This is a genomic window from Curtobacterium sp. Leaf183, from assembly GCF_001424385.1.
Classification (GTDB): domain Bacteria; phylum Actinomycetota; class Actinomycetes; order Actinomycetales; family Microbacteriaceae; genus Curtobacterium.
In genome coordinates this window covers 240,885-256,598 of record NZ_LMPO01000009.1, presented here as the reverse complement: position 1 = coordinate 256,598, position 15,714 = coordinate 240,885, and the positions used below count along the sequence as shown (strand labels likewise).

At 69.3% G+C, this 15,714-nt stretch carries 14 protein-coding genes; 6 read left to right on the top strand and 8 right to left on the bottom strand.

The window, feature by feature from the left end; all coding sequences use genetic code 11:
* Positions 1–43: 43 nt before the first annotated feature.
* On the top strand, positions 44–2,377 hold the full coding sequence (locus ASG04_RS12025; protein ID WP_235515529.1) for a RelA/SpoT family protein: 2,334 nt from the start codon (positions 44–46) through the stop codon (positions 2,375–2,377).
* Between the two features lie 14 nt (positions 2,378–2,391).
* On the opposite strand, the gene ASG04_RS12020 is transcribed toward ASG04_RS12025, so the two are convergent.
* From ASG04_RS12020 to deoC, 3 genes are all read right to left on the bottom strand, one after another.
* Positions 2,392–2,937, bottom strand: coding sequence for a type IV toxin-antitoxin system AbiEi family antitoxin (locus ASG04_RS12020; RefSeq protein ID WP_056124586.1), 546 nt, complete (start codon positions 2,935–2,937; stop codon positions 2,392–2,394).
* Positions 2,938–3,002: 65 nt separating this feature from the next.
* On the bottom strand, positions 3,003–3,956 hold the full coding sequence (locus ASG04_RS12015) for an ROK family protein (protein ID WP_056124583.1): 954 nt from the start codon (positions 3,954–3,956) through the stop codon (positions 3,003–3,005).
* Between the two features lie 121 nt (positions 3,957–4,077).
* Entirely contained in the window at positions 4,078–4,809 is a 732-nt protein-coding gene (gene deoC / locus ASG04_RS12010) for a deoxyribose-phosphate aldolase (RefSeq protein ID WP_082518091.1), read from the bottom strand.
* Between the two features lie 43 nt (positions 4,810–4,852).
* Here deoC and ASG04_RS12005 point away from each other — a divergent pair, with 43 nt between their 5' ends.
* The 4 genes from ASG04_RS12005 to ASG04_RS11990 are packed head-to-tail and all read left to right on the top strand — an operon-like array spanning position 4,853 to position 9,078.
* Positions 4,853–6,385, top strand: coding sequence for an SDR family oxidoreductase (locus ASG04_RS12005; RefSeq protein WP_056124581.1), 1,533 nt, complete (start codon positions 4,853–4,855; stop codon positions 6,383–6,385).
* Positions 6,382–6,969 (top strand): GDSL-type esterase/lipase family protein, encoded by a 588-nt coding sequence (locus ASG04_RS12000; protein WP_056124580.1) that lies wholly within the window; start codon positions 6,382–6,384, stop codon positions 6,967–6,969. Before ASG04_RS12005 ends, ASG04_RS12000 begins: the two co-directional genes overlap by 4 nt.
* Positions 6,969–7,475, top strand: coding sequence for a DUF6804 family protein (locus tag ASG04_RS17720; protein WP_200938498.1), 507 nt, complete (start codon positions 6,969–6,971; stop codon positions 7,473–7,475). The genes ASG04_RS12000 and ASG04_RS17720 overlap by 1 nt, the downstream gene beginning before the upstream one ends.
* Positions 7,476–7,524: 49 nt before the next feature.
* Positions 7,525–9,078: a stealth conserved region 3 domain-containing protein gene (locus tag ASG04_RS11990; protein WP_056124575.1), complete on the top strand. Its 1,554-nt coding sequence runs from the start codon at positions 7,525–7,527 to the stop codon at positions 9,076–9,078.
* A gap of 65 nt (positions 9,079–9,143) precedes the next feature.
* Here the strand turns inward: ASG04_RS11990 and ASG04_RS11985 are convergent, their stop codons facing one another.
* The 5 genes from ASG04_RS11985 to ASG04_RS11965 form a co-directional block, all read right to left on the bottom strand.
* Positions 9,144–10,103, bottom strand: coding sequence for a phosphodiesterase (locus tag ASG04_RS11985; RefSeq protein WP_056124572.1), 960 nt, complete (start codon positions 10,101–10,103; stop codon positions 9,144–9,146).
* Between the two features lie 207 nt (positions 10,104–10,310).
* The gene (locus ASG04_RS11980; protein ID WP_056124568.1) at positions 10,311–11,999 is read right to left on the bottom strand and encodes a cytochrome b; all 1,689 of its coding nucleotides are present in this window, start codon (positions 11,997–11,999) and stop codon (positions 10,311–10,313) included.
* Positions 11,999–13,063, bottom strand: coding sequence for a ubiquinol-cytochrome c reductase iron-sulfur subunit (locus ASG04_RS11975; protein ID WP_056124565.1), 1,065 nt, complete (start codon positions 13,061–13,063; stop codon positions 11,999–12,001). The genes ASG04_RS11980 and ASG04_RS11975 overlap by 1 nt, the downstream gene beginning before the upstream one ends.
* Positions 13,064–13,096: 33 nt before the next feature.
* A complete protein-coding gene (locus ASG04_RS11970) occupies positions 13,097–13,903 on the bottom strand; it encodes a cytochrome c (protein WP_056124562.1) in 807 nt (268 codons plus the stop codon).
* Positions 13,904–13,924: 21 nt separating this feature from the next.
* Positions 13,925–14,563: a heme-copper oxidase subunit III gene (locus ASG04_RS11965; RefSeq protein WP_056124560.1), complete on the bottom strand. Its 639-nt coding sequence runs from the start codon at positions 14,561–14,563 to the stop codon at positions 13,925–13,927.
* Between the two features lie 71 nt (positions 14,564–14,634).
* Here ASG04_RS11965 and trpD point away from each other — a divergent pair, with 71 nt between their 5' ends.
* The gene (gene trpD / locus ASG04_RS11960; protein ID WP_056124554.1) at positions 14,635–15,705 is read left to right on the top strand and encodes an anthranilate phosphoribosyltransferase; all 1,071 of its coding nucleotides are present in this window, start codon (positions 14,635–14,637) and stop codon (positions 15,703–15,705) included.
* Positions 15,706–15,714: the final 9 nt, after the last annotated feature.

Genomic DNA, 15,714 nt, shown 5'->3' with positions numbered 1-15,714 from the left:
CGACGCGCGTAGTGTTGTCGGATCAGGTCCCTGGAGGCGCAGCATGACGGACACCCGTGAGTCGGCGAAGCAGGACGACTCGGTCCCGAGCCGCCCCGGGTCGCCCTCGCAGCCCACGAGTCCGCTGGGCCCGAACACCACGGGCAACCTCGGGTCGCTCCGGTCCCTGCTCCCGCGCCTGTTCTCCCGTGCGCAGCCCGCCGGTGCGGTCGACACCCTGATCCGCACGGTCCGGTCGCACCACCCGAAGGCCGACGTCACCCTCATCGAGCGTGCGTACTCGGTCGCAGAGCGCGCGCACGACGGCCAGAAGCGCAAGTCCGGCGAACCGTACATCACGCACCCGGTCGCGGTCGCGCAGATCCTCGCCGACCTGGGCATCGGCACGATCACGATCGCCGCTGCGCTGCTCCACGACACGGTCGAGGACACCGACTACCAGCTCGACCAGCTCCGCCAGGACTTCGGCGACGAGATCGCGATGCTCGTCGACGGCGTGACCAAGCTCGACAAGGTCAAGTACGGCGACAGCGCCCAGGCCGAGACCGTCCGCAAGATGGTGATCGCGATGTCGAAGGACATCCGGGTGCTCGTCATCAAGTTGGCCGACCGCCTGCACAACGCCCGCACCTGGGGGTTCGTCGAGTCGACGTCCGCCACGCGCAAGGCGAAGGAGACGCTCGAGATCTACGCGCCGCTCGCGCACCGGCTCGGCATCCAGATGATCAAGCTCGAGCTCGAGGACCTGTCCTTCGCGGTCCTGCACCCGAAGCTCTACGTCGAGATCGACAGCCTGGTCAAGGAACGGCAGCCGAAGCGCGAGCAGTTCGTCCAGAACGTCATCGGCACGCTCAAGAAGGACCTCAAGGCGGCCAAGGTGCGTGGCGACGTCATGGGCCGGCCGAAGCAGTACTACTCGATCTACCAGAAGATGATCGTGCGCGGGCGCGAGTTCGACGAGATCTACGACCTGGTCGGCATCCGCGTGCTGGTGCCGACCGTGCGCGACTGCTACGCCATGCTCGGCTCGGTGCACGCGCGGTGGACACCGCTGCCCGGGCGCTTCAAGGACTACATCGCCACACCGAAGTTCAACCTCTACCAGTCGCTGCACACGTCGGTCCTCGGGCCGCAGGGGCGTCCGGTCGAGATCCAGATCCGCACGCACGAGATGCACCAGCGCGCGGAGTTCGGCGTCGCTGCCCACTGGAAGTACAAGCAGCGCGCCGCCGGTCGTGACGTCGACAGCTCGAGCCAGACCGACCAGGACATGGCGTGGCTGGCGCACATCACCGACTGGCAGGCCGAGACCAGCGATCCGGGGGAGTTCCTCGATTCGCTGCGCTACGAGATCGGCGCGAAGGAGACCTACGTCTTCACGCCGCAGGGCAAGGTCATCGGGCTGCCGGCCGGGGCGACACCGGTCGACTTCGCCTACGCCGTGCACACCGAGATCGGGCACCGCACCATGGGCGCCAAGGTCAACGGTCGCCTGGTGCCGCTCGAGAGCTCGCTGTCCAGCGGGGACGTGGTCGAGATCTTCACGTCGAAGAACCCCGACTCCGGGCCCAGCCAGGACTGGCTGACGTTCGTGCGCAGCCCCCGTGCCCGCAACAAGATCAAGCAGTGGTTCACCAAGGAGCGTCGCGAAGAGGCGATCGAGCAGGGCCGTGACGCGATCGCCCGCGCCATGCGCAAGCAGAACCTGCCGCTCCAGCGCATCATGAGCCAGGACTCCATCTCCGAGGTCGCCTCGGCGATGCGGTACGACGACGTCTCCGCGCTCTACGCCGCGATCGGCGAGGGCCACGTCTCGACGCAGTCGGTCATCGAGAAGGTGCTGGCGGGCGTCCAGACCGAGACGGAGACCGACGAGCCCGAGCTCTCCTTCCCGCGCCAGGTGACGAGCCGCCAGCTCCGCAACAGCGACAGCGGTGTGCTCGTCCGCGGGGCGCCGGACATCCTGGTCAAGCTCGCCAAGTGCTGCACCCCGGTGCCGGGGGACCAGATCGTGGGCTTCATCACCCGCGGACAGGGCGTCTCCGTGCACCAGGCGTCGTGCACCAACGTCAAGTCGCTCATGAACGAGCCCGACCGGATGATCGAGGTCGAGTGGGCGCCGTCGTCCAAGTCGGTGTTCCTCGTGCAGATCCAGATCGAGGCCCTCGACCGGTCCGGGCTCCTCAGCGACGTCACGCGCGTGCTCACCGACCACCACGTGAACATCCTGTCGGCGACGGTGTCGACCTCGTCCGACCGCCTGGCGCTCTCGCGGTTCGTGTTCGAGATGGGCGACACGACGCACCTCGACCGTGTCCTGAACGCGGTACGGCGCATCGACGCCGTCTACGACGTGTACCGCGTCAGCGCCGGCTGACCGGGAGCCCCGCGTCATCGCCGGCTGACCTCGGCGAGTCGCCGCTCGGCCTGACGCACCATCGGCACGGTCCCGAGCGCCCGCAGCGCGTCGGACACGTCCGCTGCGGACACCGTGCCGGCCACGAGCAGCCCGTGCACGACGGCGGCGCGACCAGCCCACGCCGCCGGACCCGCGACCCGCAACAGGTCGAGCGCGGTCCGCACCGGCGTCGTGACGGACGCGCCCCCGATCCGGACGACGTCGGCCGGTACGATCGCGACCTCGCGGATGCGCACGTCGCCGTCCTGTCGGATGCGCTGTCCCGCCGGTACGCAGGCCTCGTGGGGGAGCGGCGGACGTGAACAGGCACCCCAGACCCAGGCGGCGGAACGCCCGGCCGCGATGACCCGTGGGTCGGCGGCGCTCCACGCGAAGGACGCCGCACGGAGCGCCGGGTCCTGCGGCTCGGCGACCGAGGCCCAGCACGCACCGACGGCCACGAGCTCACCGGCCAGGACAGCGGCTCGGAGCTCTGCCTCGGGCCAGTCGTCCGTCGTCAACAGCCGGGAGGAACGCACCCGCACATCCTGCCGCACGTGGCCCCGGCGACCGGTGCGCTGTGGACAGCGGGCGCTGCCCGACGTCAGCGCAGGACGTGCGCCCGGTGCACCAGCGCGGCGGCGCCGATGAGCGGCCCGTCCTGGGACAGACCGGTCGGCACGATCCGCACCTTGGTGACGAAGCCGAACTCGACGCGCTCGGCGACCGCCTGCCTGGCGTACTCGAACAGGTCCGGCGTGACGTGGGAGAAGCCCCCGCCGATCGCGACGACCTCGAGGTCGACCAGCGACGTCGCCGCGGCGATCGCCTGGCCGAGCGCCCGCCCGCTGCGTCGCACGGCGGCGACGGCGATCTCGTCGCCGGCAGCGTACGCGGCGGCCAGGTCCTCACCGGTCTCCCCGGTGAATCCCTGCCGCTTCGCCCAGGCGACGGTCTTCGGACCGCTGGCCACGGCCTCCAGGCATCCGGTCCCGCCACAGGCGCACGGGTCGTCGTACCCACCGCACTCGACGTGACCGATGTGTCCTGCGTTGCCGGTCGGGCCGCTGACGGTCCGGCCGTGCAGGATGAGCCCGCCACCGACGCCCGTCGAGACGATCATGCCCATCACGTGGTCGGAGCCCTGCGCCGCGCCGAGCCAGTGCTCGGCCAGGGTGATCGCGAGCCCGTCCATGCGGAGCGTCACCGGCGTGCCGTCGGGGACGTGCGCGGCGACGCGGTCGCGGAGCGGGTACCCCCGCCACACGGGCATGTTGAGGGGTGAGACGAGGCCGTGTTCCTCGTCGACCGGCCCAGCCGAGCCGATGCCCACGCCCGCGAGGGCGGCGTCGGCCGGCATGGCGCCGAGGGCGTTCGTCACGGCCTCGTCGACCGCGGCCTGCAGCTCGTCGGACGTGCGCTGCGGTCCGGTCGGGCTCCGGAACCGCGTGCCGGGCAGGACGATGCCCTCGTCGGTGACCAGGGCGGCCTCGACCTTCGTGCCGCCGAGGTCGACGGCCAGGGCGAGGGACGAGGGGATGGATCCGGTGTTCGACATGCGCGCTCCGATGCGGCGGTCTGGAGGCTCGGGGCGCGTGCCGACGCTGCGTCGCGTCGAGCGCGTCCCGGCTCGGTTGGTGGTCGGCAGGCGCCGACCGGTCAGGTCAGGTCAGGTCAGGTCAGTACGAGGACGTGTCGTCGCCGACGCCCGACGTGGTGCCGGTCGCCGAGCGGTGCGCGACCTCGTCGAGGATGCGGGCCGAGGCACTGGTGCCGATGCGGTCGGCGCCGGCGTGCACCATCTCGAGCAGGGTGTCGAGCCCGCGCACGCCACCGGACGCCTTGACGCCCGTGTCGGGACCGACGGTCCGGCGCATGAGTGCGATGTGCTCGGCCGTGGCGCCCCCGCCGGCGAACCCGGTCGACGTCTTGACGAACGCCGCCCCGGCCGACGTCGCCGCGCGGCTGGCCGCGACGACCTCGTCGTCGGTCAGGAACGCGGTCTCGAGGATGACCTTGACGACGGTGTCGCCGGCGGCGTCGACGACCGCGCGGACGTCACGCTCGACGCGCTCCCAGTCACCAGACCTGGCCGCGCCGATGTTCTGCACCATGTCCAGCTCGAACGCGCCGTCCGCCAGGGCCTGGAGCGACTCGGCGACCTTGGCCTCGGTGGAGGTCGTGCCGTGGGGGAACCCGATGACGGTGCCGACACCGACGCCCGTGCCCTGCAGGCGCTCGACCGCGTGGGCGACGTCGCTCGGGCGGACGCAGACGCTGAAGACGCGGTGCGCTGCTGCCTCGTCGAGCTGTGCGTCCACGTCGGAGCGGGTCAGCTCCGGCTTGAGGATCGCGTGGTCGATGAGCCGACGGACGGCGTCGGCGGTGACGGGGAATGCTGCGTTGTCCACCCGGCGAGCCTACCGTCAAGGCGCACGGCGTACCGTGCCATGCATGCGCGTCCTCGTCACCGGGGCCACCGGCTACATCGGCGGTCGCCTCGTCCCACTCCTGATCGAAGCCGGGCACAGCGTCCGGGTCCTCGTCCGCACCCCCACCAAGCTCGACGACGTGCCGTGGCGTGACCGCGTCGACGTCGTGCAGGGGGACCTGCAGGACGCCGAGGCCGTCAGCCGGGCGGTGGACGGCATCGAGGCCGTGTACTACCTGGCGCACGCCATGGGTGCCGACGGCGACTTCGAGGAGGCCGAGCGGAACGCCGCGCAGACGATGGCCGACGTCGCGCACCGTGCGGGTGTCCGTCGTTTCGTGTACCTCGGCGGGCTGCACCCGGACGGCGAGCTGTCGAAGCACCTCCGCAGCCGGAAAGAGGTCGGCGACGTCCTGCTCGGCTCCGGCGTCCCCACGATCGCCTACCAGGCCGGTGTCGTCATCGGTTCGGGCAGCACCTCGTTCGAGATGATCCGGCACGTCACCGACGTGCTGCCGTGGATGCCGACACCACGATGGGTGCGCAACCACATCCAGCCGATCGCCGTGCGCGACGTCCTGTACTACCTGGTGGCGGCGCTCGACATCCCCGCCGACGTCAACCGGACCTTCGACATCGGCGGGCCCGACGTGCTGCGGTACGGGCAGATGCTCAATGGCTACGCGGTCGAGGCCAAGCTGCCGCAGCGCCCGATCTCGCCGCTCCCGGTCATGACCCCCGGCCTGGCCGCCCACTGGTTCAACGCCGTCACCCCGATCCCGCGCAAGCTCGCGACGCCGATCATCGAGTCGCTGCAGTTCGAGTGCGTGCAGCGCGAGCACGACATCGACGACGTGGTCCCGCGGCCCGAGGGCGGACTCACCGGGTACCGCCGTGCGGTCCGACTGGCCCTGACCAAGATGCGGAAGGGCGAGGTCACGACGAGCTGGCGGAGCGCCACGCTGGCGAGCACCCCGGCCGACCCCCTGCCGAGCGACCCGGACTGGGCCGGGCACACCGTCTACGTCGACGACCGGCTCCGGCACACCTCGGCCCCACCCGAGGCGGTGTGGAGTGTCGTCGAGTCGATCGGCGGCGAGAACGGTTGGTACTCGTTCCCGCTCGCGTGGGTTGCTCGTGGCTGGATGGACAAGATCGCGGGTGGCGTCGGCCTGAACCGCGGGCGGCGCGACCCGAAGCGCCTGGAACAGGGCGACGCGCTCGACTGGTGGCGCGTGGAACGACTCGACCGCGGGCGCTACCTGCGGCTCCGTGCCGAGTTCAAGTCGCCGGGTCGTGCCTGGCTCGAGATGACCGTGACCCCGTCCGACGACGGGGGCTGCGACTACCACCAGCGCGCGATCTACTTCCCACAGGGGCTCGCCGGGCGCCTGTACTGGTACGGCATCCTGCCCTTCCACGGGGTGATCTTCCCCGGCATGGTCGAGCGCATCACCGCCCGTGCGGAGCGCGAGGCGCACCGGACCGACTCGACGCAGGCCAACAGCACGCAGCAGAATGGGTCCCGCGCGCCAGCGCACGAGGAGGCAGCATGAGTGACGACGAACGCGGACTGGTCCTGTTCCTGGGGGACAGCATCACCGCAGGCGGATCGTGGGACGAGCGGCTCCCCGAGGAGCGGACCGTCAACCACGGCATCAACGGCGACACCACGGACGGCGTCCTCGAGCGGCTCGACGCCGTGGTCCAGGCGGCTCCCGACGCGATCGTGCTGCTCATCGGCACGAACGACTTCGGCAACCACCGCAAGAGCGCCGAGCACGTGGTGCGCAACATCGAGACCATCCTCGTCACGCTGCGCCGCGAGCTGCCGGGCGTCCGGCTGCTGCTCGTGTCGATCCTGCCGCGCCAGGCGGAGTACGCGCCGCGCATCGAAGAGGCCAACCGGCACCTGCGGCAGTTCGTCGCCACGTGCCACGCGCAGTACCTCGACGCGTGGCCCGCGCTGGCCGACGGGGACCACCTCGCGGACCACTTCACGGACGACGGCCTGCACCTGACCGACGACGGCTACCGTGCGTACACCGGCGAGCTCGTGCCGGCGCTCGAGCGACTCCGCGGGCTCCCGCCGATGTCCCGCCCCATCACCGCGATCGAGCTGGACGAGGCCTCGGCCTGATGGCGGGCCGGAAGGGGCGGCCCCAGGTCGGGTCGTCCCTGCGGTCGTCCGGTGAGCGGCGTCCCGACGCGTCCCGGTCCGGCGGCACGTCGCGAGCCGGGTCCACGTCGTCCTTCGGTCGCGCTGCCTCCGGTTCCGCTGCCTCCGGTGCCTCCGGTTCGGCGGGGACGACGCCGGACTTCACGCGGCCGGCCCTCGCTCCGTCGCTCCTGGCGGCGATCGTGCTGCTGGCGTGTGTGGCGCTCCTTGACGCACCCGCGTTCGTCGCCGTCCGATGGGGCGTGACGGTCCTCGCGCTCATCGTGCTGGTGTTCGCCCTCCGGGGTCGCACCTGGTGGGCGATGGTGCTGATGGCCGCCGTCGCCGTGTGCTGGAACCCGCTCGTGACCGTCCCGATCCCCGGCCAGGTCTGGGCGGCCCTGCAGATCCTCGTCGCAGCGCTCTTCATCGTCGTCGGGATCGCCGTCCGAGTGCCCCGATCGGCAGAGGACCGCGCCGCCCGGTAGGATCGCAGGGTCGGACGCACGGTCCGACCGCACGATCAGATGGGCATGGATGAGCAACGAGACCGAGCCGGAGACCGAGAGTCCTCTGCTGAACCCTCGACCGTCCTCCGGCGGTCTCGACCGGTCCGACGTCGTGCTCCGCAAAGGGCGCTTCACGCTGCTGAACGGCCACCTCACGCCGCAGCAGTCGATGATCGAGGACCTGCTGTTCCTCGACGACGCCCTCACCGCCGGTGACGTCGACCACCTGCTCATCCGCGGCAACGACCAGCGCCCCGTCATCGCGCTCGACGAGCGGGACCGGCAGCGGGCCGAGGCCGCGATCATGGACGCCGCGGTCGGTGAACCCTTCTACGCGAAGCCACCCGGCAAGCCGGCCGTCCTCGTCGGGGACGACGGCCTCGGCTCGGCCGACGAACCCGTCCTGCGGGTGTTCCGTCCCCGTCTCGAACCCCTCGGGCGTCTGCGCTACGGCGCCGAGACGAGCGTGCAGCTCGAGTTCTGGCGCGTCACCGAGACCGAGGTGCTCGCACCGGTCGAGAACGCCCTGATGCGACGCAGCCTGCCCATCGAGGAGTTCGACCTCGTCGACATCGAGCGCTACGGACGCACCTGGCAGACCGTCGAGCACATGTTCGACGACCACGTGTCCGACATCCGGTTCCCGATCGACATCGTCTTCTCGTGGGTGGACGGCAACGCGGTCGAGTACCAGCGCGCCCGACAGGCCGCGCAGTCGTCGGCCGTCCTGGGCGAGGGCGACGACGCCCCCGCACGGTTCCGGCAGATCAACGAGCTCAAGTACGCCCTGCGCTCGGTGCACATGTACGCACCGTGGATCCGGACGATCTACATCGCGACCGACTCTCCGGCTCCCGCCTGGCTCGCCGAGCACCCGCGTGTCCGCATCGTGCGGAGCGAGGAGTTCTTCGCCGACCCGTCCGTGCTGCCCACGCACAACTCGCAGGCCGTCGAGTCACAGCTGCACCACATCCCGGGCATCAGCGAGCACTTCATCTACTCGAACGACGACATGTTCTTCGGGCGTCAAGTCGACCCCTCGGTGTTCTTCAGCCCGGGGTCCGTCACGAAGTTCATCCTCGCGACGACCCGGATCGGGCTCGGCTCGAACAATGCGCGCCGCAGCGGCTTCGAGAACTCCGCCCGCGTGAACCGACGGCTGCTGCAGCAGCGGTTCGGCGCGGTCACGACCCGTCATCTCGAGCACGCGCCGACGCCCCTGCGGTCGAGCATCATGACCGAGATGGAACACGAGTTCGCGGACGAGTTCCGAGCGACGGCGGCCTCGCGCTTCCGCGCCGCCGAGAACATCTCGGTCACGAACTCGCTGTACCACTACTACGCGCTGCTCACCGGGCGGGCCATCGTGCAGGAGAACTCCCTGGTGCGCTACATCGACACGACGATGCTCGCCGGGCTCCGCGAGCTCGAGGACCTGCTCAAGAAGCGGAACGCCGACTTCTTCTGCCTCAACGACGGCAGCTTCCCCGAGGTCAGTGACGACGAGCGCACGACGAAGGTCACGGACTTCCTGGAGCGGTACTTCCCGTTCCCGGCGCCGTGGGAGCGACCCGGCGCCTAGGCCCCACCACGACGAACGACAGGCCCGGCGCCCCATCTGGCGCCGGGCCTGTCGTCTGTGCCGCGTCAGCGGTGGACGGGGGAGACGGGCACCGAGTCCAGCGTGAAGACGGGGATGCTCGAGGTGACCGGTGCGGGCTCGACCGCCGCGGGGATGACCACGCCGGCCGCTGCCAGACGTGCGTCGGTCTCCGCCGACGAGACCGGCTCGCCGACGGTCGAGTACTGCCCGATCGGGACGACCGAGTGCACCACGTTGTGGCCGTACACGTGCACCAGGTTGAAGGACTGCGCCCCGTCGCGCCCCCGCGTGCCCCGCTGGAACTCGTTGAGGTCCTGCGTGTAGCACGTGGCGCTGGCGACGGACACCGGGATGCCGGCGAACACGGCGCTCGTCGAGTAGTGCAGGTGCCCGGCGATGATACTCAGGACGTCGGAGCCCTCGACCACCTCGGCCAGCGCCTGCTGCTCACGGAGCTCGACCAGCACGGTGAGGTCCTGGACGCTCGGCACCGGTGGGTGGTGCATGGCGAGGATCGTGCCGTGCGGGGCTGCCTCGGAGAGGACCTCGGCCAGCCAGTCGAGCTGCTCCGGGGTCACCACGCCGTGGTGCTTGCCCGGCACGCTGGTGTCGAGCGTGATGACCCGCAGCCCGTTGACGTCGTAGACGAAGTCCACCGGGCGGTCGGTCGGCTGCAGGCCGAACAGCTCCTGGCGGAACGCACCGCGCTCGTCGTGGTTGCCCATGGCCCAGATGACCTGCGCACCGATGCGGTTCGCCGCCGGTTCGATGATCTGCCGGACGCGAGCGTACGCACCCGGCTCGCCCTTGTCGGCGACGTCACCCGTCACGACGATGGCTTCGGGGCGAGCGCCGGAGGCCTCGATGTCGGCGATGATCTGCGTCAGCCGCGCTGCCGAGTCGACGGCCCCGTAGAGGTCACCGTCCCCGGCGATGAGGTGTGTGTCGCTGAGGTGGAGCAGGAAGTGGTTCGGCCTGGGATGTTCAGCCGTCCGGGCGTCCATCGGGTTCTCATTCCGTTGGTGGTTCCTCGGCAGAGGATCTCCCGCTGGGGGAGTGCACGGTGCAACACGATGCCACATCGTCCTGGAGCAGTCCAACACGTGTTCATGAATCGAAGGTGAACCGGAAGCGGCATTTCTGAAAATGAGGCGAACGAAAGCGCCCCCGTCCACGAGTGGACGAGGGCGCTTCGTTCTTGCCGAGAGGTGTTACCTTCCGCCAGCTCCGACCTGCGGGGCCTGGTGCGTGCCCTCGAGGTCGGGACCGTGGTGCGCGGCGTGTGCTGCCTCGAGCTCCGACTTCGAGACCGGCGCGATGCGGTCCTCGAAGAAGAAGCGCGACATGCCCGCACGGACCTTCTGCACCGAGGTGATCTGCCCCTTGGCGTTCGGGCGGACCATGAGTGGCTTGTACTCCTCGAACTCCAGGAGCTTCCAGCGCTCGTACTCGTCGAGCTGCTCGTGGACCTCGATGTACTCGCCGTGCGGCAGTCGGACGATGCGGCCCGACTCGTACCCGTGGAGCACGATCTCGCGGTCCTTCTTCTGGAGCGCGAGGCAGACGCGCTTCGCGATCCAGAAGGCGACGAACGGGCCGAGGATCGTCGTGGCCTGGATGACGTGGATCACGTGGTCGATCGACACCATGAAGTGCGTCGCGATGATGTCCGAACTCGCCGCTGCCCAGAGGCTGGCGTAGAGCGTGACACCGGCGGCACCGAACGCCGTGCGGGTCGGGGCGTTGCGGGGACGGTCCGCGATGTGGTGCTCGCGCTTGTCACCCGTGACCCACGCCTCGACGAACGGGTAGACGAACATCGCCAGGATGAGGCCCATGAGGACCGCGATCGGCACGAGGATGTTGAACGACACCGTGTAGCCGAACCACACGACCTCCCAGTGCGGCGGCACCAGACGAAGCGCACCGTCTGCGAAGCCGATGTACCAGTCGGGCTGGGTTCCGGCGGAGACCGGGGAGGGGTCGTACGGGCCGTAATTCCAGATCGGGTTGATCGTGAACAGCGACGCGATGAGCGCCAGGATGCCGGCGACGATGAAGAAGAAGCCACCGGCCTTCGCGGCGAACGCCGGGAGGATCGGGACACCGACGACGTTGTCGTTGGTCTTGCCCGGTCCGGCGTACTGCGTGTGCTTGTTGATCACGACGAGCACCAGGTGGACACCGAGAACGGCGACCAGGATGGCCGGCAGCAGCAGGATGTGCAGCGTGTACAGGCGGCCCACGATGGCGGTCCCGGGGAACTCACCGCCGAACAGGATGTACCCGATCCAGACGCCGATCACCGGGACGCCCTCGATCATGCCGACGATGATCCGCAGGCCGTTGCCGGACAGCAGGTCGTCGGGGAGCGAGTAGCCCGTGAAGCCCTCGGCCATGGCGAGCACCCAGAGGACGAAGCCGAAGACCCAGTTGAGCTCGCGCGGCTTGCGGAACGCACCCGTGAAGAACACGCGGGCCATGTGCAGCATCACCGAGGCCACGAACAGCAGCGCTGCCCAGTGGTGGATCTGCCGGACGAAGAGACCGCCGCGGATGTCGAACGAGATGTTCAGGGTCGACTGCAGCGCCGTGGACATCTCGACGCCCTTGAGCGGGACGTACGAGCCGTTGTAGACGACCTCGGTCATCGAGGCGCCGAAGAAGAACGTCAGGAAGGTGCCCGAGAGCAGGATCACGACGAACGAGTAGAGCGCGACCTCACCGAGCATGAAGCTCCAGTGGTCCGGGAAGATCTTGCGCCCGACCTCTTTCACCAACCCGGAGATGCTGGTGCGCTCATCGATGTAGTTGGCGACCCCGCCGATGATGCGGGATCCACGCTCCGGTGCCGGCTTGGTGCTGGTCGTCGGTGCGTTCGTGGTGGTGGTGCTGGTCATCAGCGTTCACGCTCCCAGAATGACGGTCCGACTGGCTCGTGGAAGTCGCTCTGCGCAACCAGGTAGCCGTCGTCGTCGATCGCGATCGGAAGTTGGGGGAGGGGGCGTGCCGCCGGGCCGAAGATGACGTCGCAGTTGTTCGAGACGTCGAAGGTGGACTGGTGGCAGGGGCACAGCAGGTGGTGCGTCTGCTGCTCGTAGAGCGCGACCGGGCATCCGACGTGGGTGCAGATCTTGGAGTACGCGACGATGCCGTCGTAGCTCCACCCTTCCTTGCCTTCGGAGGGGTGGAGGTCTTCTGGCTGGAGGCGCATGAGGAGGACCGCGGCCTTCGCCTTCTCCTCGAGCATGTGCTCCTTGTCGAGGAGGCCGTCGGGGATGACGTGGAACACGGAGCCGATCGTGACGTCGGACGCCTTGATCGGCAGGCCGGTGGGGTCCTTCGTGAGCCGGGTCCCCTTGGCCCACATCGTGTGGCGGAGGAGCTCGTTCGGGTCGGCGGCAGGGGCGAGGTCGCGCACCAGGACGATGCCCGGCAGCGGGAACGCCACGAGCGCACCGATCATCGAGTTGCGGATCAGCTTGCGACGGCTGAAGCCCGACTCCTTGTCTGCGAGCTGGAAGGCCTCGACGGCCTTCGCGCGGGTCGCGTCGGTGCCACGGGTCGTGTGACGCATCTCGGTGATCTCTCGGTCACTGACGAGGGTCTTGGACCAGTAGACCGCGCCGAGACCCAGCGCCAGCAGCGCGAGCGAGATGGCGAGACCGAGCCACAGGTTGGCGGTGCGCACGGTGCCGAAGTCGTCGGACCGGATGGGGAACGCGACGTAGGCCGCGATCGACAGCACACTGCCGACGATCGACAGGTAGAAGAACGTGGCGACCTGACGCTCGGCCAGGCGCTGCTTCTTGGGGTCGACGTCGGTGCGACGTGCGCGGTGCGGCGGCTCGCCCGGGTTCTCGAACGGTTCTGCAGGCACGACCGCGGTGCCGACCGGCGCCGTCGAGTCGTGCTTCTCGACAGCCGAGGACGAGGTCACTGCCTCGTCGTCGTGCTCTGCCATGGTGTTCCCTTCAGTGTCGTGCGACACGGACGATCAGTTGGACTTCGCGGTGAGCCAGACGGTCATCGCGACGACCGCGCCCAGTCCGAAGATCCAGATGAACAGACCCTCGGCCACCGGACCGATGGCACCGAGGCCGAAGCCACCGGGCGAGGAGTTGTCCTGCACGTACTTGAGGTACGTGATGATGTCGGCCTTCTGCTCCGGCGTGATGTTCAGGTCGTTGAACACCGGCATGTTCTGCGGGCCGGTGAGCATCGCCTCGTAGATGTGCTTGCCGGAGACGTCCGTGAGCTTCGGCGCGTACTTGCCCTCGGTCAGTGCGCCACCGGCGCCTGCGACGTTGTGGCACATGGCGCAGTTGATGCGGAAGAGCTCGGCGCCCTCGGCTGCGTCACCGCCGCCCTTGGTCAGCGTCGTGGACGGGACGGCGGGGCCGGGGCCCAGCGACGCGACGTAGGCCGCGAGCTGGTCGACCTGCTCGTCGGTGAACTGTGACGGCTTCTCTTCTGCCTGGGGGCCCGAGGCGGCCATCGGCATGCGGCCGGTGCCCACCTGGAAGTCGACCGACGCGGCGCCGACACCGATGAGCGAGGGGCCTTCGCCGGTGCCCTGGGCGGACAGGCCGTGGCACGTCGCGCAGTTCGAGGCGAAGAGCTTCTCGCCCTGGTTCACCTGCGACTGGCTCGAGGCCGCCACGGTGCTGACGCTGTCGTCGGCGTTGGCCGACGAGCTGAACAGCGCGTAGGCCCCGCCGGTGGTCATGAGACCCACGACGATGAGGGAGACGGTCGCCATCGGCGAGCGACGGCCCTTCTTGGTCTTGGTTCTGTTGAACATGCTGTGGGTGCTGTCCGATTCCTACTTGAGAAGGTAAATGACGGCGAAGAGGCCGATCCAGACCACGTCGACGAAGTGCCAGTAGTACGACACGACGATGGCGGTGGTGGCTTCCTTGTGCCCGAAGTTCTTGGCGGCGAAGCCGCGGCCGAGGGTCAGGAGGAAGGCGATCAGGCCGCCGGTCACGTGCAGGCCGTGGAAGCCGGTGGTGAAGTAGAACGCGGAGCCGTACGCACTCGAGGAGAGCGTGATGCCCTCGTGCCAGAGGTTGGCGTACTCGAAGATCTGGCCGCAGACGAACAGGGCGCCCATGCAGTAGGTGACGAAGAACCACTCCGTCATGCCCCAGTCGCGCGGGTTCCAGCTGGTGCGGTGCACCTGGAAGCGCTCGGCAGCGAAGACGGCGAACTGGCAGGCGAAGCTGGACAGCACCAGGATGATCGTGTTCACCGAGGCGAAGGGCACTTCGAGGTTGGCGGTCTCCTTCGCCCAGAGCTCGGGGGAGGTGCTCCGCAGCGTGAAGTAGATCGCGAAGAGGCCGGCGAAGAACATCACTTCGCTGCCCAGCCACACGATCGTCCCCACGGCAACGGGGTTCGGCCTGTTGAGGACCGTACCGCTGGCTGGTCTGGAGAGAGGGGTGCTTGTCACAGTCTCCATTATGGCCGAAACCACCGACAGTGTTTTGCCAGTCAACTGGCGGGTCGTTCGAACTCACTACGATCGTGGTCATGTCCGACCTCCTGACCTGGCCCGCCGTCATCAGCGCCCTCATGGCGCGCGAGGACCTGACGATCAGGCAGTCCACATGGGCCATGGAGGAGATCGTCCGTGGGCACGCCACCGACGCGCAGATCGCGGGCTTCGCGGTGGCACTCCGGGCGAAGGGGGAGACCGTCGACGAGGTCGTCGGCTTCCGTGACGCGATCCTCGATGCCGCCGTTCCGCTGGACGTGGACCCGATGGCGCTCGACATCGTGGGCACCGGCGGGGACGTCGTCGGCACCGTCAACGTCTCGACGATGGCGGCCATCGTGATCGCGGCCGCGGGGGTCCCCGTCGTCAAGCACGGCAACCGCGCGAGCTCGTCGAAGTCCGGCTCGAGCGACGTGCTCGCCGCGCTCGGCCTCGACCTGACGATGGACGCGACGCGCGTAGCGGACACCTTCCGACGCGTCGGGCTGACCTTCGCCTTCGCGAGCGCGTTCCACCCCGGGTTCGCACACGCCGCACCGGTCCGCCGCGAGATCGGCGTGCCCACGGTGTTCAACTTCCTCGGGCCGCTCGTCAACCCGGCCCGGTGCGAAGCCAACGCCGTCGGTGTGGCGCAGCTCGAGCTCGTGCCGATCATCACGGGCGTGTTCCAGACGCGCGGGGCGACGGCACTCGTGTTCCGCGGTGACGACGGGCTCGACGAGCTCACCACCACCGGGCACAGCCACATCTGGGAGGTCACCGGCGGTCGCATCACGGAGCACGACCTCGATCCCCGCGACCTCGGGATCGCCCGCGCCCGCACCGAGGACCTGCTCGGGGGCGAACCGGCCGAGAACGCCGCGATCGTCCGACGCGTCCTGGCGGGGGAGACCGGACCGGTGCGCGACATCGTCCTGCTCAACGCCGCTGCCGGACTGGTGTCCTTCCGGTTGGCGCAGGACCCGTCCCAGTGGGACCGTCCGGTCCTGCAGCGCTTCCGCGAACAGCTCCTCGTCGCGGCCGAGGCGATCGACTCCGGTGCCGCCGAGCGCAAGCTCGCCGACTGGGTCGGCGCAGCACCGGCGCAGGAACAGCAGCCGCACTGACGCAGCACC